We start from the raw sequence: 19,665 nt of genomic DNA on the forward strand, positions 1-19,665 counted from the left end.
TTCATCGCTGATAATACTGCTCTTTTCAAGAGTGGGAATGTAGGTCGGTGCAGGGATAGGGAAATGTTTTTTTAGTCTTGCTTTTTTATTTAATTTTATTATTGACTCATTGTTTTGTTTGTTTAGGTGGTTTATTGGGGTTTGGTCGTTTTATTTTTGCATGCTCTAAACCGATGAGAGGTTATTTGAAGTCTTCTCTGTTCATAAAATTTACCAATTAACGCGCCTCTTATCTGTCATGTTTTCAACAAATCTTTTCCTACCTAGGCTCTGTGGTTTTAGGTTTGACTTTTTGATGGTTGTTTTTGCATGCTTGATTTTATTGGTGGTGTTGTTTTTTTGTATCTTTGCCTTAAGACAAACCATAGAGTCGGCTTGCTACCCTAAAATTCAGGCACTCTTAAGCTAAGTCTAAGTCTAAGTCTAAGTCTAAGTCTAAGTCTACTATACTCAAAAGCTTATAAAATCATCAAAAAGAGTGCTGAAATGAATGTTTTAATCAGATTGTGCTTTATTTTTTTGATTGGGTTTTTTGGCGCGAATAAAACCCTAAACGCAACAGCCATTCCTTCTCTTGACTTTGGCTCTTTTTCCATGCCAATCACTGCCAATTTCTCAGATGGTGCGTTAAATGTATTCAAATGGTTTGAAAAACACCCATCAGTGGGTGTTAAAGTTGGTCGGCTTGCAAATTAAGACGACACTACCTCTACTCTAATAAGCATCATTGTTTTCATTGTGATAGTTGTCGCAATGATTGCCCTTATCGCTATTTTTATAAGGGATATATTACTAACAACAATTGCTGTAGGATCGCTCATAGGATCTTTATGGTTGTATATGGTAGGGTTTTATTATCTCTATGGTGTTCCCTTTTTGAATTATTTGAGCGGTTGTTATGAATCGTTTTCTTTCTCCGCTTGCTATCCTGATAGTTTGCAGCTACTCCCCACCCTTATGCATTATTCACCCATTTACTCCATAATCAAACTTCTTGCTCATTTTAATATAGAGATCACTTCTAAGATTATCATTTCTCTTGTTTGGGTGTGTATAGGGCTGTATTTTTTGTTATTGCAAGCGTTTTTTAGTCTTACAAATTATTGGTTGCAGAAAATTCAAGGAAACAAAAAATTATCTTTTTTCCTCGAATCGATCATTAGGTTATTTTTTGGTTTTATGATAGTTTCTTTTATTGCCGTTCAATGCTACTATGTTTTATTGGCGATGGAATACCAAATAGCCTATGAACACCCAGGAGAATTAATAAGCACGATTGGTTTTGTTGCGTTAGTAGTGCTTGTGTATTACTTATGGGGTAAATGGGAGAAGTTGCTATATGGGGGGCACACCTTCCAATCAAGAGCAACAACTCTCCAATCAAGGCAACCAAAAGCAATGATTGTGATTGATCGCTAGGTCAATCTGACTTAAGCTCCAAAAAGGAATCTCAAACTAAAAGACATGCAGTGTTAAGCCAATATGTTATTGGATTTTAGAGTTTTAGAGTCTTTTTAAAGGAACGCTTGAGCCAATTCAAAGGAGCAAAAAGAGGGATCACTTCATTCCTTTTGAAAGAGTGTGGGTTTGAATACAATACAGGAAAAAGACTATCATGCGAGCTATCCAAATTAGATCTGATCAAAAACTACCCTTTAATGGTTGTATCAATGAACTACGAACTACATCGGCTATAAATACAAACTCATTCCCTTTATTCAAGAAAATATCCATGCGGTTGTGGGGCAACCTTTTGGGTGTGATTTTTTACGATCTGTTCGCTGGGACGGGTATCGTGGGGTGTGCGTAAAGTGGCCTCTAGGTTCAACACTAAAAAACCTTTTTTCATTAGACAGCGTGTTAAAAGCCAATCAAGTTATCCCTAAAGATGCTTAACATGTTAAAATAATCTCATACAAAATTAAGTTGTTTGATCGCTTTTTAGCGATTTTGTGATTTGCAAGGAAAAATTTATGGATGAAATTAAAACGCTGTTAGTGGATTTTTTTCCGCAGGCAAAGCATTTTGGGATAATCTTGATCAAGGCTATTGTTGTCTTTTGTATAGGTTTTTATTTTTCGTTTTTCTTACGGAACAAAACCATGAAGCTTTTATCCAAAAAGGATGAGATTTTAGCGAATTTTGTCGCGCAGGTTACTTTTATCTTAATCCTTATCATTACTACAATCATCGCGCTCAGCACGCTAGGCGTTCAAACCACCTCTATTATCACTGTTTTAGGAACGGTGGGGATCGCTGTGGCGTTGGCTTTAAAAGATTACCTTTCAAGCATTGCTGGAGGGATAATCCTTATTATTTTACACCCTTTCAAAAAAGGAGACATCATTGAAATCTCTGGCCTAGAGGGCAAAGTAGAAGCGCTTAATTTTTTTAACACCTCTTTACGCTTGCATGATGGGCGCTTGGCGGTTTTGCCCAATAGAAGTGTCGCTAATTCTAATATTATCAATAGTAATAATACGGCGTGTCGGCGCATTGAATGGGTTTGTGGGGTAGGGTATGGGAGCGATATTGAACTGGTGCATAAGACTATAAAAGATGTCATTGACGGGATGGAAAAAATTGATAAAAACATGCCCACTTTCATTGGAATCACGGATTTTGGACAAAGTTCGCTGAATTTCACTATTAGGGTTTGGGCAAAGATTGAAGACGGGATCTTTAATGTGAGAAGCGAACTCATTGAACGCATCAAAAACGCTCTAGACGCTAACCACATTGAAATCCCTTTCAACAAGCTAGATATTGCTATTAAAAATCAAGATTCTTCTAAGTGATTGGTGTGAGACGCATTGATTGTAGTGATACTTGAAATTTAAAGGAGACCTTATGTCAAGCGATTTTAAAAACCTTTTCATCGGTGCAAATAATTCCAAACGCGCTATTGCGAGCGTGTTAGAAGACTCATAAAACTAATGAGCGAGAGTTTTTCACTGATGCGTGCGATTTCTTGAAAAAAGATTATCAAAGAAAGTGATGGATTGTCTGATAAAATCACTGCTGCTATTAATTATTTTGATGGGAAAAATAATCTGTATTTGATGAGATGTGAAGCCCAATCAAATTAAAAATGCATTGATTTCTCAAATCTATAACGGAGCTTATGAATTTACGCAAGCATGAAAGCCCTTGGTTTTTGCCAAATGAGTTTCTAGCGTTTCATTAACCAAGGGGTGCTTTGGGATATTCCCCTTTAAGCGCTTTATAAAATCCCCCAAACACTCTAAAAGTCAGCATACCGAAAAATCAAAGTTTTAAAATCAAAGCTTCTTAATTTTATTCTAAAAATGAATGAGAGCAAACCCAACAAACCGCTTTATTATGACCCTATAAAAATAGGGGGGAAAGCGAGAACTGCAATTAATCTTGCTGGATCCTTATGGCTGTGGGTGTGGATAGTTCTTCTTCAGTAGGGATTCTTAAAAAATCGCTATTACCCACTTTTCTTGTTTGTTTCACCACAGGCTGAGAGGGCGTAGCGATAGATTCCAAACCCACTCCACCGCTATTTCTTTCAGCACCGGTTGCAATGATAGTAACGCGCACATGATCAATGGGGATACTCTCGCTCGTGTGTTGGCCAAACTTAACATCAACATCTTGATTGGCTCGTTCTTGAATAGATATGCAAGCTTGAGAATAAGCATACATAGGATAATCAGGGTGGTGCTCAAAAAAGACAATAATGCTCTTAGCCCCATCAATAGAAGCATCATCAAGAAGAGGCGATTGGATCGCATTTTCCACCGCTAATTTAGCGGATTCTTCGCCAGTGGCCTCACCAATACCCATTAACGCAAAGCCTTTAAAACCAAGAGCGCTTTTTAAATCGGAAAAATCAACATTAATATCACCGGGCTTAGTGATGATCGTAGAAATGCCACTCACAGCCCTAACCAAGACATCATCAACTTCTTTATAGCATTCTTTGGTGCTGGCATTTTTTTTCATGGTCAAAAGAATTTTATCATTAGGGATAACCAAAATAGAATCGCTAGATTGCTCCAACTCCTTTAACCCCTCTTCGGCTTTCTTGCTTTTTTGAGATCCTTCGTATTTGAAAGGCTTGGTAACGATAGCAATCGTGAGCGCTCCCACTTCTTTTGCGATTTTAACGATAGTAGGGGTGGCTCCAGTCCCAGTCCCTCCTCCAAGCCCTGTAGAGACAATGACTAATTTGGCGTCCTTAATCGCTTCTCTAATTTCATTAGCGCTTTCTTCAGCGGCTTTTTTACCAATATCAGGAACCCCTCCAGCGCCTAAACCTCCAGTAGACTCTTTGCCTAAAAGGATTTTAACCGGAGCGGGATTGTTTTTGAGGTGTTGGCCATCAGTGTTCGTTGCAATGGGGGTAACATCTTGATGCACGCCGTATTCAACCAGGTGTTTAATCATGTTAGACCCCCCACCTCCAACACCGATGACGACAATCTTAGCCCCTTTATAAGCTGGATCGCTTACTTCTTCAATATCCGCTTGACCAATATTATAATTTTCCATCTCTGATTGATGAATCATAGCCACATTCCCCTTGAGATACGATTTTTGCAAATCTTAAACTTTGATAAATAGCTAGAGAATTATACCATGTTTTCTAGCTTTTGATAACTATCAAGGCGTTTTTATCGCATAAAGAAATGGCTGTATCTTAAAAGATTTTAGAAATCTTATCAAGGAAACTTTTAAAAAAACCTTTTTGTTCGGTGGGTTTTATAGGTAAGAAGTCATCGTTTTTAGCGGTGTTTAAAGGAGTGCTAGGGGCTTTTAAATCGCTCAAATTCCTTTCTGTAGGCGATGAATGGATATGGGGGGTAGGGCTTGATTGATGGGCTGTTCTTGTGTAATCATCGCTTTCATGGTAGCGGATAACCCCTTTAGAGTCTCTTTCATAATTGGTATGCCCCCCTGCTTTGTATAAAATCAAGCCAACCACGACTGAAAAGCGAGGATCTTTCAAGTCTTCAAACATGCCCATGATATTGTATTTTTCCACAGGGGCCGCCAAACGCACCGGGTAATTAGTGAAATGGGTTCTGGCTAATTCTTTGATCCCTTTCATTAAAGCCATCCCACCGGTTAACACAACGCCCCCGCCCAAATGCTCTTCTAATCCGCTATCTTGAATGCTCCTGTGGATGATTTTAAAAGTTTCTAAAGCCCTTTCCCTCATGATAGTTTGGATTTCACTAAGCGGCACAATATGGCTTTCATGGCCATCAGAGCCGGTGGTAGGGATTTGGACATTTTGAGAGGGCGTTTCTTCTCCGCCTTCAAAAGAAAGATCCCCGTATTTGATCTTAACTTCTTCAGCGTAAGGGAATGGGGTGTTGAGCATGTGCGATAAATCCGTGGTTAAATGGTGAGAGCCTACGGGTAAGTATTTGTTATAGCGTATGGAATTGCCGCTATAAATCGTAAGGTTGCATGTCTCTCCGCCCATATCCACGCAAGCCACGCCCAATTCCCTTTCGTCATTAGACAAGGTGGCAATCGAGGCTGCATAAGAATTGATCACGATGTTTTCAATCTCTACTCCAGATTGGATCATGATTTTTTCTAAATTTTCAATGTTGTTTTTTTCTGTATAGACAATGTGGATAAAGACTTCTAAGCGAGTCCCGCTCATCCCTAAGGGGTCATTCACTTCTTGCTTGTCCAAAGTGAAGCGATAAGGGAGGGCATGCAAAATATGTTTATCATTATCTAAGCCTGCTTTAGCGCATGCGTTATTGATAGCGCGATTGATTTCATCTATAGTAACCACATTGTCTTTAGTGCTGGCCACACCAGTAACATCTCTAATGCTTTCGGTATAAGCCCCAGAAAAAGAAACAATCGCCTTAGTTTTAGGGTGATACGATTCTCTAAAGGAGGAAATGGGGTTATTCCTGTCTTCATCAGCGTTCAAACCTGCCATTTTTTTAGCGCTATTAATCACTTCCTTAATGGCGTTAGAAGCGTGAGCAAGGCTATTGATACGCCCTCTTTTAATGGCTTTTGAATTGATTTCTTTAGAGTCTTGATGAGCCGTGCCAATGATGCGTAAAATCCCGTCTTTAAATTCAGCCACTATCGCGCAAATCTTTCTAGAGCCTATATCAACCCCTATAACGATTTCTTTATGTTCCATGATTTCCCCTTGCATTATTGAATGTATTTGACTATCTTATAGCGTTTTTTCAATTCTTCTATCAACGCTTTATCAAAAAAATCCGTTTTAGTGTTATTGACTAAACGCTGCATATACTGGCTTTCTTCTGCGCTAAAGGAGTGGTTGAAATTTTGTTCTGTGATTTGATAAAGCACCACTTTATTACCAATAGTAATAAACCCTTTTTTTTCTTGGCGGTTAAAAAGGGTGTTGATAAACTTAGCGCTTTCTTCTTGGTTAAGCTCGCTAATAGTGCCTCCAAAATTAGGGCTTACATAGCCCACGCTTTTGCCTTTAAAATCCTTAAGCTTTTCTTTAGCTAATGCTTGCAACGCCATAAGGGTTTTTTCTTGAGTTAGGCGGGTTTTAAGAGCGCTTTTAGCTTCATTAAAATTTTGCAATTCGTCTTTGGTTTGAGAGATGAGCTGCACCACAATAAAACCATCTTTAAAAGGCTCTGGCTTTAGGATTTCAAGGGGTTTGAGAGCGACGAGTTTTTGCGTGATTTCAGCAGTATAGGGGGAGTTGTTTTCTTCAAAATCTTGTGTGGTGTAGTTTTGTGCGTTCGCTTTTTTTAGAGCGATATAGCTCCTTAAGGCTTTTTCATTCGCTTTTTGCATGCTTAAATCATGCTTGACTTGCTCTTGAACGCTTTTAAAATCCTGCAATTTCCCCTCTTTGTCCAAATAAGACACCTTGTTTTTATGGTAGTATTCCTCCAACTCCTTCAAATCAGGTTTTTCTAAACTGGCGTCAAAATATAAAGAGCGTGTTTTAAAGCTTGTGGGCTTTTTAAAATCCTTTTTATGGGACTCGTAATATTTTTTCATCTCTTCTTCATTAAGAGAGATTTTAACATCACTAGGGTTTAGGATAAGAATGTCTAATTTGTCTTGCAATTTTGCCCAAAGCGATAGGCTGGATTGCTCTAAAGGGGTAGTGGTTTTGGGGAAGAGAGCGCTGATTTTTTGAAGGATCAAAAGCCTTTCAACGCTTTCTTCAAAATGCTTGGGGCGGTAATGACTTTGCTTTAAGATATTTTTATACAGTTCTTCATCAAAAATCCCATCTTTTTGAAAAACGTTTGTTTTTCTGATCTCTTTAGCCACTTCTTGCCTGGTAGCGCCAAGCCCTAAATCTAAAGCGAGATTCCTTAATAAGGCTTGATTGATGAGCGAATCTAGAGCGCTTTTTTCCAAATGCATGGCTTTGATTTGATCTTCAGTGAGTTCTTTAAAATCAGGGATAGACTCAGCATATGCGTCTTTAAGGCGGCGGTATTCTTGGGCTAATTCTTCTTGAGAAATCTTGATCTGTCCCACTTTGGCAGCGCTATCGCTATCTAAAGAAAAGCTGTATTGCCCCCAGCCTATCATCCCAGCAGCAATAAAAGCGATCGTGCTTATCCATATTGTAACCACTAAATACTTTCTATGATTTTGCATCCATTCAATCATAAGAACTCTAATCCCTTTTAAAAAATCAAAAATGTGAAATTCAGGTTTAAACAACCTTATAGTAAAATCAAATAACCTTATTTTAACCAAAGGTTATTAAAATTATCCTTATTATAGAGAGTTTTTAACATGAATTTTCAAGAAAATTTAGCCGCTTTGGATTTGGAGTATCTTTGGCACCCTTGCTCGCAAATGCAAGAGCATCAAAATTTCCCCATTATCCCCATTAAAAAGGCTCAAGGGATTTATCTCTATGATTTTAATGATAACGCTTATATGGATTTGATCAGCTCATGGTGGGTGAATCTTTTTGGGCATAATAACGCCTACATCAGCCAGCAGCTCAAAAATCAAATTGATAATCTAGAGCATGTCCTTTTGGCTTCTTTTAGCCATAAGCCCATTATCACGCTCTCTCAAAGGCTTTGCCAGCTCACCGGTATGGATAAATGCTTTTATGCGGATAACGGCTCATCTTGTATTGAAATCGCTTTGAAAATGAGCTATCACGCCCATTTTTTAAAGAATCAAACGCGCCCTAAAAAGCTTTTTTTATCGCTTTCTAATTCCTATCATGGCGAGACTTTGGGAGCGTTAAGCGTGGGCGATGTGAAACTTTATAAAGACACTTACACCCCCTTATTGCTCAAAAATCTCATCACGCCCGTGCCTAAAAACGACAATGAAATAGAAAATAGTTTGAACGCTTTAAAGCGTTTGTTGGATAAGCATCATGAAGAAATTTGCGCCTTCATTGCAGAGCCTCTTTTGCAATGCGCAGGGAATATGCATATTTATAGCGCGAAGTATTTAAAACAAGCCGTTTTATGGTGCAAGCAAAAAAATATCCATATTATTTTTGATGAAATCGCTACCGGGTTTGGGCGCACAGGGAGCATGTTTGCTTACGAACAATGCGAAATTGAGCCTGATTTTTTATGCTTGTCTAAGGGGATTAGTGGGGGGTATTTGCCTTTAAGCGTGCTATTAACCCATAATGAAATCTATAACCGATTTTACGCTCCCTATGAAGAAAATAAAGCGTTTTTGCATTCACACAGCTACACAGGAAACGCTTTGGCATGCGCATGCGCGAACGCCACGCTGGATATTTTTGAAAAAGAAAATGTTATTGAAAAAAACAAGGCTTTGAGCGAGTTTATTTTTAGTGCGCTCCAAAACGCGTTAAAACCCTTGATAGAGCAACAAGTGGTGTCTAATCTAAGGCATTTGGGCATGGTCTTTGCCTTTGAAGTTTTTATTCAAACCAAAGAGCGTTTGAGTTTGGCGGTTTTTAAAAAAGCTCTAAAAAAAGGCTTGTTACTGCGCCCCTTAAACAACACGATCTATCTCATGCCCCCTTATATTATCACGCACGAAGAAATCACAAAGGCGATTGCGGGGTTAGTGGAAGTGATTGATGAATTAAAAAAGGCTGAAAACAAATAGTAAAGAGCTTGAATTTTAGTCAAGCGATAGCTTTTTCTGTTTGTTTGGTTTCAAAAATCAAGTTTTTAACTCGATATAAAACCTATTCAATCAAACCTATTCAATGATTTTAGGCACAACGAAATAATGATCCTGGCTGTGTTTGTTGTGGCTTAAAATCTCTTTGGCGATGTTAGGTTGGCTTTTAGGCTCGTCTTCTCTTAAAGGGGTGCATAGCTCTGTATCCGTTTTTAGTGCATGAGTTTCTAAAGCGAAGATGTTTTCTACAAAGCCTAAAATCTCCGCTAAATGGCCTTTAACGCTCTCTTTATGCTCGTCTTTAATCTCTAACATGCTCAATTTTTCCAAGCGTTGTAATAATGTGTCATCAATTTGCATTCTTTTCCTTTAGTTTAAAATAGGGGTTCGTCCATCGTTGCTGGGGCTTTGATGCCCATGAGTTTTAACACGCTGTTAGCGATATTGTTCAAAGCTCCGTTTTTTATGGATTTGACTCCATCCCCTAAAACAAAGCAATACACGCTCCCGGCGGTGTGGTTGGTTAAGGGGTTTTGGTTTTCATCTTTCATGCGCTCGCAATTCCCATGATCGCTTGTTAAAAGCATGGCGTAATCCAATTCTTTAGCCAGTGAAAGGATTTCCCCTAAGCATGCATCCACCGCTTCTACCGCTTTAATGCTCGCTTCAAAATTCCCTGTATGCCCCACCATGTCGCCATTGGCAAAATTCACAATGATCAAATCCGTGCCTAATCTCATTTGCTCCAACACCGCAAGGGTTACTTCTTTAGCGCTCATTTCAGGCTTTAAGTCATAAGTGGTAACTTTAGGGCTTTGGATAAGCACTCGGTTTTCATTTTTAAAAGGCGTCTCCACTCCGCCATTGATGAAAAAGGTTACATGCGCGTATTTTTCAGTCTCAGCGATATGGCTTTGGGTCAGGTTGTGTTGAGACACCACTTCAGCGAGCGTGTTTTGAACGCTTTCTTTAGGGAATAAAACAGGGTAGGGGAAGGTGTTATCATAAGGCGTCATGGTAGCGATATGGAGTTTTTTAAAAACTTGGCGTTTAAAGCCACTGAATTCCTTTTGGCCTAAAGCGCTCACGATTTCTCTAGCCCTATCATTCCTGAAATTGATAAAAATAAAGCTTTCATCATCTTGCATGCCGCAATAATCTTTAAAACAAGCGGGCATGATAAATTCATCGGTGATATTTTTATCATACTGGCTTTGGATATACTCGCTAGGGCTTAAAGGCGTGTGATTAAGCCCCATTAGGCTGTTATACGCAAGCTCAATCCTTTCAAAGCGATTATCCCTATCCATCGCATAAAAACGGCCACCTATGGTAGCGATTTGAATGTTTTCATTGCAGATATTTTGCATGGTTTCTAAATAAGTTAAAGCGCTTTTAGGAGCCACATCGCGCCCATCGGTGATTAAATGCAGAAAGACTTTTTTATGGGATTTTTCACACTCTAAAGCCAGAGCGATAAAATGCTCAATGTGTGAATGCACGCCTCCATCGCTCATCAAACCCATAAGATGCACCACTTGGCTTTTTTGGATCGTGTTTAAAAAAGCGGGGTTGTTTTTTAATCCATCGTTTTGAAGGCTTAAAGAAATTTTGACTAAATCCTGATACAGCACCCTACCAGCCCCAATGCACATATGCCCCACTTCAGAATTCCCCATTTGCCCTTCAGGTAAGCCCACGCTCAAGCCATGCGTATCAATCAGGCTATAAGGCAAGGTTTTAAACATCAAGTCATAAGTGGGTTTTTTGGCATGGAAGAAAGCGTTATGATCGCTATCTTTACGATACCCAATGCCATCAGTGATAATCAAAAGAGTTTTTTGCGCCATTTTTAGGACTTTTTAAAGCTCTTGCATGAGAGTGATATGGTTAGCTAAAATCGCATTCCTTTGCCCTGGAGAGCAATTTTTGCACACTTCTTTATTTTTGGAAGCGGTTTTGGTGTTGCTTTTAACGCTGATATTATTTTTAGAGAAGCGTTTTGGACTCACTTTAGCCGGTTTTTTTGGGCTTTTTTTAGCGGGCGCGAAATCAGCGTTATTGATTTGAGCGAAATACATGGGTTTATCTTTTTCTTTTTCTAGCGGCTTATTAATGGCTCGCTCGCTAGCTGTCTCTTTCATTTCTTGGGATTTTTGCGTTTGAGTTTTTTCTATTTGAGTTTCTTTGGTCTCTGTTTTAGCTAAAGTTTGGGGCATGGCGTTGCCGATAGGGTCTAGATCCAAGTTGCTATTAGCGCTTTTTTGCAATTCTTGGTCATTACTAGACTGCGAGTCAAAGATTTTAGATTCTTTCAAACGCCTGATCCTGTCTTGTATATCTTCATAATATTTTTCAGCATCAGCGTTAGACTTTTCGTTTTTTTCCCAACGACTACCCTTGTTGTAAGATTTAATCATGTCTTTTAGATTGTCATGGTAGCGTGTTTTCCAATAGAACAACTCTTTTAAAGCCACTTCAGAAGCAAACGCATCGTCTTTAATGAGCAATTCCCCCATCACATTACGCAAAAAGGGGCTATCATTATGCCCATAGCTTTTTAGAACGCTTGGGATATAAGAATGATACACGCCCGCACTCGGATCCGAAAAATTGATTTTATAAACCCCTGCGCATGATTCTTTCCATGCAATACTCGCCATTTCATAGCCTAAATTTTCTCTAGAGCCGAATTGATAAGCGGTTTTTAAAACTTCTTTTTGCTTAGCGTTAAAGTCTTTAATACTATCGCAATTGGTCATCATGACTTTAGTAACGGGCGATTTGGGCTTGTTTTTAACCCCTTTAGCGGACTTAGGCTCTGTTTTAGTGGGGCTTTCTGCTGCGACTAAACTTAAAGATGCGCTCAAGGCTGTGCCTAGCAATAAGGCTTTAAAGATGGTGTGAGTGAGTGGGGTTAAATGTTTCAAAACGCCTACCTTCTGTATTGAGAAATAAACTGAACTAATAATAAATTCATGTATAATTCTAACATGATTTAGTCTTAAAAGTGATTTTGTTTTTTAGGGAGAATTGAGATTTTGCATTCAGATGAATTGTTAGTAGAGATTTTAGTTGAAGAATTGCCCGCACAAGCGTTATTGAATGAATATAAAGAAATGCCTAAAAAACTCCACGCTCTTTTTAATAAGCGCGCTTTAGAAGTGGGAAAGATAGAGATTTTTTACACCCCTAGGCGTTTGTGTTTGTTGGTTAAAGATTTTCCCCTTTTAACCCAAGAAACTAAAGAGGAATTTTTTGGCCCTCCCGTTAAAATCGCATGCAATCATCAAGATAAAACGCAAGGCTTGAACGCATTAGGTTTAGGGTTTTATCAAAAATTAGGACTAAAGGATCACCAGCATTTCCAAACGGCGTTTAAAAACAATAAAGAAGTGCTTTATCACGCTAAAATCCACGCCAAACAGCCCACAAAAGATTTGATCATGCCCATTGTGTTAGAGTTTTTAGAGGGTTTGAATTTCGGGAAGTCCATGCGTTGGGGCAATGTGGAAAAAAGCTTTATCAGGCCCATTCATAATATTTGCGTGTTGTTTAATGGGGAAAATTTTAACGATATTGAAGTTAAAGAGTATGGTTTTAAAACCAAGCAAGCCACCAAAGCGCACCGACAAGAGGGTTTTGATTTTATTGAAGTGGATAGCCCTAAAGCGTATTTTGAAGTTTTAGAAAAAAACCATGTCATTTTAGACCCTAAAAAGCGCGAAGCTAAAATCTTGCAAGAAATTAAAGAATTGGAAAAAAAGCATCACATCATCGTAGAAATAGATAAGGATCTATTAGATGAGGTTGTAGCGATCACGGAATACCCCACGGCGCTTTTAGGGGAGTTTGACAAGGCGTTTTTAAAATTACCCAGTGAAATCATCATCACTTCCATGAAAGAAAACCAACGCTATTTTGCAACCTTTTGTCAAAAAAGCCAAGAAGAAAGCCCAACATTGCACAACGGCTTTATTGTGGTGAGTAACGCTATCAATAAAGACAAGCAAAAAATCATTTTAGGCAATCAAAAGGTTTTAAAAGCCCGTTTGAGCGATGCGGTTTTTTTTTATGAAAACGATCTCAAAAAGCCCTTAGATAACGCCCCCTTAGAGAGCGTGGTTTTTGTGCAAGGTTTAGGGACTTTAAAAGATAAAATGGAGCGAGAATCAATCATCGCTCAATACTTGGTGCAAAAATACCTTTCATCTTTAAACATGCCTTTAGAAAAAGCCCTTGAGTTGGTTAAGAGAGCCGTTCAAATCGCTAAAGCGGATTTACTCAGTGAAGTGGTGTATGAATTTAGCGAGCTTCAAGGGATCATGGGCTATTACTACGCTTTGAAACAAAATGAAAACGAGTTAGTCGCCTTGAGTGTGAAAGAGCAGTATTTGCCCGCAAGCGAAAACGCTCCCTTGCCCTCTAGCGTTTTTAGTTCGATCGTGGCTTTGAGCTTGAAATTAGACAGCTTGTTTTCTCTTTTTAGCGCGGGTAAAATCCCTAGCGGATCTAAAGATCCTTTTGCTTTAAGGCGCTTGAGTTTTGGGCTATTGAAAATCGTTGCGCATTATGGGTTAGAATTTGATTTGAAAGCGGATTTAAAAACTCTCTTTGAAAAAGTGGGCGTTTATCAAAGCTTTGATTTAGAGGTTTTAGAAAAGTTTTTACTGGAGCGCTTTAATAATTTAATAGATTGTAACCCTTCTATTATAAGGAGCGTGTTAAACACCAACGAGCGAGATATTGTTAAAATCATTCAAAAAGTCAAAGCCTTAAAACGCTTTTTAGACGATCCCAAGAACGCTCAAAAAAAAGAGTTGCTTTTTAGCGCTTTCAAACGCCTAGCCAATATCAATAAAGACAGAAACCCTAACGAATCAAGCGAGTTTTTTATAAGTCTTTTCAAAGAATCGCAAGAGCATGCCCTTTTTGAAGCGTTCAATGCGATCAAAACAAGCGCTTTTGAGAGTTTGGATAGCAAAATAGAGGCTTATTTTGGTTTGCATGCGCCTTTAGAAGAATATTTTAAAAGCGTGCTGGTGATGGATAAAGATATAGAAATCCAAAAAAATCGTAAAAATTTCTTGTGGGGCGTGTATCAAAGTTTCTTAGAAATTGGGGATATTAAAGAAATTGCGATTTAATGGCTTCAAACGCAAAGTCCAGCGTTTTTGTTTGGGGGTAACTTTTTTAATAAGCATGTTTAGTGTGGGCATGCTTAGTGCGAAAATCTTTACCCTACAAGAGTTTTTTAAAGAAGTGGAAACCAACTCAATGGAGTTGATCGGCAAAAAAGCCGATTTTAAAAGCCGTTTGAATGAGCAACGCTCCGTGAACGCTTGGGATTTCCCTTACATTGAGAATGAAACCTCTATGGTGAAAAACTTCCAAGGCATTATAGAAGCGCAGCCCAGAACCCTTTTAGTGGTAAGGCCCAAGCTCCCATGGGTGAGTTCGCTTTTGTCCAAAAGCCTTTCTATTAAAACCATTCAATACGATAAAAGCTATCAATTAAATAAAAATCTCGCTTTTATTGGCGCTAAACGCCTTTATTTGACTTATGTGATGACTAAAGAAAAATATCAGGTGTATGTGCAACGAGAAGCGAACTTTTATTCGCAGCTCAAAATCGCTAAAGAAAAAGTTAAAGCCGGCAGCATGAGCGAAAAAGATTATATCAACTTTAATAATTCTTATTTGGAATCCAAACTCGCTAAAACCAATGTGGAAACTAAACTCATAGATTTAGAAAAGATGCTAGACACGATGCTAGCGATTGTGGAGCCGGTCAAAGAGGGGGCGCATTTTGACACTTATTTAGACCATTTGCATGATGTCAAGGTGATCGGTTTGGATTTTGAATACGTGCGATTAGAGCCTGAAGCTTTAAAGTTCAAATTGGATCGCTCGTTGTATGTGGATATTTTGGATCTAACGGCTAAAGATTATCAAGTGAATGCGAAACTGGCTAATAGAGATGTGTTTAATGCATTTGAATTCGGGATTGGCTCTGAAAGCTATAACTCTTCCACTAATCTTTCTGTAGAAGTGCGTATCCCTTTGCCGGTAACGCCTAAAAACATCTATCAAAAGCGTAAATTCTTGGATTTGCAAAGCGGGACGCTTGCGCAAAATGAAGTGATGAAGCGAAACATACGAATCAACGCCAACTCCTACTTAAACCAGCTCAAAACCAAAGAAGCATACATTGAAACCCAAAAAGAAGCCATTGCCAATAAGAAGCGTTTGATGGAAATGGGGCGCATCGCTTATGAAGCCCAAAAAATCGGGCTTTTTGAATACTTGATTTATCAAAATTCTTACATGGACGCCCTCATCACCCTAGCGGAAGCTAAGATTGAATACATTGATATTAGCGCGCTTTTAGAAGAGACTTTAGGGGAGAGCTTGACCAGATTAGGAGAATTGCATTGAAGCGGGCGTTATGGTGGCTTATGTTAATGGGCGTTTTGGGTGTTTTTTTGGAAGCCAAAGAGTATCCAGAAATCGTTTTAGAAGAAAAAAACTTGCAACCCATGGGGTTAAAGGTGATTAAATTAGATAAAGAAATTTTCAGTAAAGGGCTTCCTTTTAACGCTTATATTGATTTTGATAGTAAAAGCTCTGTGGTGCAGAGCTTGAGTTTTGATGCGTCTGTGGTCGCTGTTTATAAAAGAGAGGGCGAGCAGGTGAAGGCTGGAGATGCGATCTGTGAAGTGAGCTCTATTGATTTGAGCAATTTGTATTTTGAATTGCAAAACAACCAAAATAAATTAAAAATCGCTAAAGATATTACTAAAAAAGATTTAGAGCTTTATAGGGCCGGGGTGATCCCTAAAAGGGAGTATCAAACTAGCTTTTTAGCCAGCCAGGAAATGGGCTTAAAGGTGGAACAATTAGAGAGCGCGTTTAAAAGCTTTGGCGTGGATTCCAAAAACCCTAAAGGGCAGTATGGTTTTAGGATTGTGGCTAGAGATAGCGGTCTTTTAGCGTTAGCGCCTAAAAATGTGGGCGAGAAGATTTTAGCTTTCACTAGTTATGTGCGCGTTTCAAAAAGCGATAATTTGATCGCTCAAATTAAATTGCCTATAGGCGTTTCTAAATCCATTAAAAGAGATTCGCCGGTCTATAATGAAGAGGGGGAAAAAATTGGAAAGATTCAAAGCGTTTCGGTGGTGTTAGACAAAGGCTCTAACACGATTTTAGCCACCGCTTTATTAGATGAGGGCAATTACCATGTGGGGGAAATGGTAGAAATGTATATTCAAGGCTCACAGCCTAAAGGCTCGGTTTTGATCCCTTCAAACGCTTTGATTAGAAACGGAAAGGATTACCTGGTGTTTGTGAGAACGCCTAAAGGTTTTAGGCCTGTGGTGGTTCAAGTTTTAGAAGAACGCAGCAAGATTTTTATCGTGAACGCTAAAAATCTACACCCTAATGACAGCGTGGCAGTGGGGTCATTGATAGGGTTAAAAGGCATGATCAACAATTTAGGGGAAGAATAATGCTCGCTTCCATCATTGAATTTTCCTTACGCCAGCGAATAATCGTGATCGTTTGCGCGATTCTTGTTTTGTTTTTTGGGACTTATAGTTTTATTAATACTCCAGTGGATGCTTTCCCGGATATTTCGCCCACTCAAGTTAAAATCATTTTAAAACTTCCTGGCTCTAGCCCTGAAGAAATGGAAAACAACATCGTGCGCCCTTTAGAATTGGAGCTTTTAGGGCTAAAAGGGCAAAAATCTTTAAGAAGTATTTCAAAATATTCTATTTCAGACATTACGATAGATTTTGATGACAGCGTGGATATTTATTTAGCGAGAAACATTGTTAATGAACGCTTGAGCAGCGTGATGAAAGATTTACCTGTGGGGGTTGAAGGGGGCATGGCGCCCATTGTTACGCCGTTGTCAGACATCTTTATGTTCACCATTGATGGCAATATCACCGAAATAGAAAAACGACAGCTTTTAGACTTTGTGATCCGCCCGCAATTAAGAATGATTAGCGGCGTGGCGGATGTCAATTCCATTGGAGGCTTTAGCAGAGCGTTTGTGATTGTGCCGGATTTTAACGACATGGCAAGGCTTGGGATAAGCATTTCTGATTTAGAAGAGGCTGTGAGAGTGAATTTAAGAAACAGCGGAGCGGGGCGCGTGGATAGAGATGGCGAAACCTTTTTAGTCAAAATCCAAACCGCTTCTTTGAGTTTAGAAGACATTGGCAAAATCACCGTTTCCACTAATTTAGGGCATTTGCACATTAAGGATTTTGCAAAAGTCATCAGCCAGTCTCGCACCCGCTTAGGGTTTGTTACTAAAGATGGCGTGGGCGAGACCACAGAGGGCTTGGTGCTTTCTTTAAAAGACGCTAACACCAAAGAAATCATCACTCAAGTGTATCAAAAACTAGAGGAATTAAAACCCTTTTTACCGAGCGGCGTGTCCATTAATGTTTTTTATGATCGCTCAGAATTCACGCAAAAAGCCATTGCCACGGTTTCTAAAACGCTCATTGAAGCCGTTGTTTTAATCATCATCACGCTCTTTTTATTTTTAGGGAATTTGAGGGCGAGCGTGGCTGTGGGGGTGATTTTACCCTTAAGCTTGTCTGTGGCGTTTATTTTTATCAAGCTCAATAATTTGACTTTGAACTTGATGAGTTTGGGGGGGTTAATTATCGCTATAGGCATGCTCATTGACTCAGCCGTGGTGGTGGTGGAAAACGCTTTTGAAAAATTGAGTGCTAACACTAAAACCACTAAACTCCATGCAATCTATCGTTCTTGTAAAGAAATCGCCGTTTCAGTGGTGAGCGGGGTGGTGATCATTATTGTGTTTTTTGTGCCGATTTTGACCTTGCAGGGGTTAGAGGGTAAGATGTTTAGGCCTTTAGCGCAAAGCATTGTGTATGCACTTTTAGGCACTTTAGTTCTATCTATCACGATCATTCCTGTAGTGAGCTCTCTTGTTTTAAAAGCCACACCCCATAGCGAAACCTTTCTAACGAGGTTTTTAAACGGAATCTACGCCCCTTTATTGGAATTTTTTGTACACAACCCTAAAAAAGTGATTTTAGGAGCGTTTGTTTTCTTAATCGCAAGCCTTTCTTTATTCCCTTTTGTGGGGAAGAATTTCATGCCCGCTTTAGATGAGGGCGATGTGGTTTTGAGCGTAGAAACCACCCCCTCTATTTCTTTGGATCAATCTAAAGATCTCATGTTAAACATTGAAAGCGCGATTAAAAAGCATGTCAAGGAAGTCAAAACCATTGTCGCGCGCACGGGGAGCGATGAATTGGGGCTGGATTTGGGGGGGTTGAATCAAACCGATACCTTTATTTCTTTCATCCCCAAAAAAGAATGGAGCGTGAAAAACAAAGACGAATTGTTAGAAAAAATCATGGATTCTTTAAAAGACTTTAAGGGGATTAACTTTTCTTTCACCCAACCCATTGAAATGAGGATTTCTGAAATGCTTACAGGGGTTAGGGGGGATTTAGCGGTTAAGATTTTTGGAGATGATATTGGCGAATTGAATAAATTGAGCTTTCAAATCGCGCAAGTCTTAAAAGGGATTAAAGGCTCTAGTGAAGTTTTAACCACGCTTAATGAGGGCGTGAATTATTTGTATGTAACCCCTAATAAAGAAGCGATGGCGGATGTGGGGATCAGCAGCGATGAATTTTCCAAGTTTTTAAAATCCGCTTTAGAGGGTTTGATCGTGGATGTGATCCCTACAGGGATTTCACGCACGCCGGTAATGATCCGCCAAGAGAGCGATTTTGCAAGCTCTATCACTAAAATCAAAAGTTTAGCCTTGACTTCAAAATATGGCGTTTTAGTGCCTATCACTTCTATCGCCAAAATTGAAGAAGTGGATGGCCCTGTTTCTATCGTGCGTGAAAATTCAATGCGCATGAGCGTGGTTCGCAGTAATGTGGTGGGGCGCGATTTAAATTCTTTTGTAGAAGAGGCTAAAAAAGTCATCGCTCAAAACATCAAGCTCCCTCCTAGCTACTATATCACTTATGGGGGGCAGTTTGAAAACCAACAACGGGCTAATAAAAGGCTCTCCACCGTTATCCCTTTAAGCATCTTAGCGATTTTTTTCATTCTTTTTTTCACTTTTAAAAGCATTCCTTTAGCCTTGCTCATTCTTTTGAATATCCCTTTTGCAGTTACCGGAGGCCTTATTGCGTTGTTTGTGGTAGGGGAGTATATTTCAGTGCCAGCGAGCGTGGGCTTCATCGCTCTTTTTGGGATTGCGGTTTTAAATGGCGTGGTGATGATAGGCTATTTTAAAGAGCTTCTCTTACAAGGGAAAAGCGTAGAAGAGTGCGTTTTATTGGGCGCTAAAAGGCGTTTGAGGCCGGTTTTAATGACCGCTTGCATTGCTGGTTTGGGTTTGCTCCCTTTATTATTTTCTCATAGCGTGGGATCAGAAGTCCAAAAACCTTTAGCGATCGTGGTGCTTGGGGGCTTAGTCACCTCAAGCGCTTTAACCTTACTCTTACTACCGCCTATGTTTATGCTCATCGCTAAAAAGATTAAAATCGTTTGAGT

15 protein-coding genes and 1 pseudogene are annotated in these 19,665 nt (G+C 39.3%); 9 read left to right on the forward strand and 7 right to left on the reverse strand.

From position 1 onward, the window contains the following. Positions 1-486 precede the first annotated feature (486 nt). Both H7N67_RS07990 and H7N67_RS07995 read left to right on the forward strand, forming a co-directional pair. Positions 487-696 (forward strand): hypothetical protein, encoded by a 210-nt coding sequence (locus H7N67_RS07990; RefSeq protein WP_185081299.1) that lies wholly within the window; start codon positions 487-489, stop codon positions 694-696. 57 nt (positions 697-753) lie between these two features. Next, positions 754-1,419, forward strand: coding sequence for a hypothetical protein (locus H7N67_RS07995; protein WP_232263027.1), 666 nt, complete (start codon positions 754-756; stop codon positions 1,417-1,419). A gap of 76 nt (positions 1,420-1,495) precedes the next feature. On the opposite strand, the gene H7N67_RS06045 is transcribed toward H7N67_RS07995, so the two are convergent. Further along, positions 1,496-1,645, reverse strand: coding sequence for a hypothetical protein (locus tag H7N67_RS06045; RefSeq protein WP_001874643.1), 150 nt, complete (start codon positions 1,643-1,645; stop codon positions 1,496-1,498). Positions 1,646-1,686: 41 nt separating this feature from the next. On the opposite strand from H7N67_RS06045, the pseudogene H7N67_RS06050 reads away from it, so the two are divergent. Beyond that, positions 1,687-1,807, forward strand: a pseudogene (locus tag H7N67_RS06050) (DNA adenine methylase); the annotation flags it as partial. 166 nt (positions 1,808-1,973) lie between these two features. Beyond that, positions 1,974-2,798, forward strand: a complete 825-nt coding sequence (mscS, locus tag H7N67_RS06055; protein ID WP_000343429.1) for a small-conductance mechanosensitive channel MscS — start codon at positions 1,974-1,976, stop codon at positions 2,796-2,798. A 583-nt stretch (positions 2,799-3,381) separates the two neighbouring features. Here mscS and ftsZ read toward each other — a convergent pair. From ftsZ to H7N67_RS06070, 3 genes are all read right to left on the reverse strand, one after another. Next, entirely contained in the window at positions 3,382-4,539 is a 1,158-nt protein-coding gene (ftsZ, locus tag H7N67_RS06060; RefSeq protein WP_187939372.1) for a cell division protein FtsZ, read from the reverse strand. Positions 4,540-4,669: 130 nt separating this feature from the next. Continuing rightward, on the reverse strand, positions 4,670-6,151 hold the full coding sequence (gene ftsA, locus H7N67_RS06065; RefSeq protein WP_187939373.1) for a cell division protein FtsA: 1,482 nt from the start codon (positions 6,149-6,151) through the stop codon (positions 4,670-4,672). A gap of 14 nt (positions 6,152-6,165) precedes the next feature. Next, entirely contained in the window at positions 6,166-7,629 is a 1,464-nt protein-coding gene (locus H7N67_RS06070) for a peptidylprolyl isomerase (RefSeq protein WP_187939374.1), read from the reverse strand. A gap of 129 nt (positions 7,630-7,758) precedes the next feature. On the opposite strand from H7N67_RS06070, the gene H7N67_RS06075 reads away from it, so the two are divergent. Beyond that, entirely contained in the window at positions 7,759-9,078 is a 1,320-nt protein-coding gene (locus tag H7N67_RS06075) for an adenosylmethionine--8-amino-7-oxononanoate transaminase (protein ID WP_187939375.1), read from the forward strand. Positions 9,079-9,174: 96 nt separating this feature from the next. Here the strand turns inward: H7N67_RS06075 and gatC are convergent, their stop codons facing one another. From gatC to H7N67_RS06090, 3 genes are read right to left on the reverse strand one after another with little or no spacing between them, the layout of a single operon-like run. Further along, complete coding sequence (gene gatC, locus H7N67_RS06080) at positions 9,175-9,456, reverse strand: Asp-tRNA(Asn)/Glu-tRNA(Gln) amidotransferase subunit GatC (protein WP_079301124.1); 282 nt, start codon at positions 9,454-9,456, stop codon at positions 9,175-9,177. A gap of 14 nt (positions 9,457-9,470) precedes the next feature. Next, entirely contained in the window at positions 9,471-10,946 is a 1,476-nt protein-coding gene (gpmI, locus tag H7N67_RS06085) for a 2,3-bisphosphoglycerate-independent phosphoglycerate mutase (RefSeq protein WP_187939376.1), read from the reverse strand. A 12-nt stretch (positions 10,947-10,958) separates the two neighbouring features. Beyond that, positions 10,959-12,026, reverse strand: a complete 1,068-nt coding sequence (locus tag H7N67_RS06090) for a hypothetical protein (RefSeq protein WP_187939409.1) — start codon at positions 12,024-12,026, stop codon at positions 10,959-10,961. Positions 12,027-12,137: 111 nt separating this feature from the next. Between H7N67_RS06090 and glyS the strand changes: the two genes are divergently transcribed. Genes glyS through H7N67_RS06110 form a run of 4 tightly spaced genes read left to right on the forward strand, consistent with a single transcriptional unit; the run spans position 12,138 to position 19,663 of the window. Beyond that, complete coding sequence (gene glyS, locus H7N67_RS06095) at positions 12,138-14,243, forward strand: glycine--tRNA ligase subunit beta (RefSeq protein WP_187939377.1); 2,106 nt, start codon at positions 12,138-12,140, stop codon at positions 14,241-14,243. Beyond that, positions 14,233-15,534, forward strand: coding sequence for a TolC family protein (locus tag H7N67_RS06100; protein ID WP_187939378.1), 1,302 nt, complete (start codon positions 14,233-14,235; stop codon positions 15,532-15,534). The genes glyS and H7N67_RS06100 overlap by 11 nt, the downstream gene beginning before the upstream one ends. Next, entirely contained in the window at positions 15,531-16,604 is a 1,074-nt protein-coding gene (locus tag H7N67_RS06105; RefSeq protein ID WP_187939379.1) for an efflux RND transporter periplasmic adaptor subunit, read from the forward strand. Before H7N67_RS06100 ends, H7N67_RS06105 begins: the two co-directional genes overlap by 4 nt. Continuing rightward, positions 16,604-19,663, forward strand: a complete 3,060-nt coding sequence (locus H7N67_RS06110; RefSeq protein WP_187939380.1) for an efflux RND transporter permease subunit — start codon at positions 16,604-16,606, stop codon at positions 19,661-19,663. The genes H7N67_RS06105 and H7N67_RS06110 overlap by 1 nt, the downstream gene beginning before the upstream one ends. Positions 19,664-19,665: the final 2 nt, after the last annotated feature.

Source organism: Helicobacter pylori (genome assembly GCF_014498195.1).
GTDB classification, from domain to species: domain Bacteria; phylum Campylobacterota; class Campylobacteria; order Campylobacterales; family Helicobacteraceae; genus Helicobacter; species Helicobacter pylori_DO.

Coding starts and splice junctions, on each gene's coding strand:
- ftsA (WP_187939373.1), bottom strand. CDS start 6,151: ATGGAACATAAAGAAATCGTTATAGGGGTTGATATAGGCTCTAGAAAG.
- gpmI (WP_187939376.1), bottom strand. CDS start 10,946: ATGGCGCAAAAAACTCTTTTGATTATCACTGATGGCATTGGGTATCGT.
- H7N67_RS07995 (WP_232263027.1), top strand. CDS start 754: ATGATTGCCCTTATCGCTATTTTTATAAGGGATATATTACTAACAACA.
- ftsZ (WP_187939372.1), bottom strand. CDS start 4,539: ATGATTCATCAATCAGAGATGGAAAATTATAATATTGGTCAAGCGGAT.
- mscS (WP_000343429.1), top strand. CDS start 1,974: ATGGATGAAATTAAAACGCTGTTAGTGGATTTTTTTCCGCAGGCAAAG.
- H7N67_RS06070 (WP_187939374.1), bottom strand. CDS start 7,629: ATGATTGAATGGATGCAAAATCATAGAAAGTATTTAGTGGTTACAATA.
- H7N67_RS06110 (WP_187939380.1), top strand. CDS start 16,604: ATGCTCGCTTCCATCATTGAATTTTCCTTACGCCAGCGAATAATCGTG.
- gatC (WP_079301124.1), bottom strand. CDS start 9,456: ATGCAAATTGATGACACATTATTACAACGCTTGGAAAAATTGAGCATG.
- H7N67_RS07990 (WP_185081299.1), top strand. CDS start 487: ATGAATGTTTTAATCAGATTGTGCTTTATTTTTTTGATTGGGTTTTTT.
- H7N67_RS06075 (WP_187939375.1), top strand. CDS start 7,759: ATGAATTTTCAAGAAAATTTAGCCGCTTTGGATTTGGAGTATCTTTGG.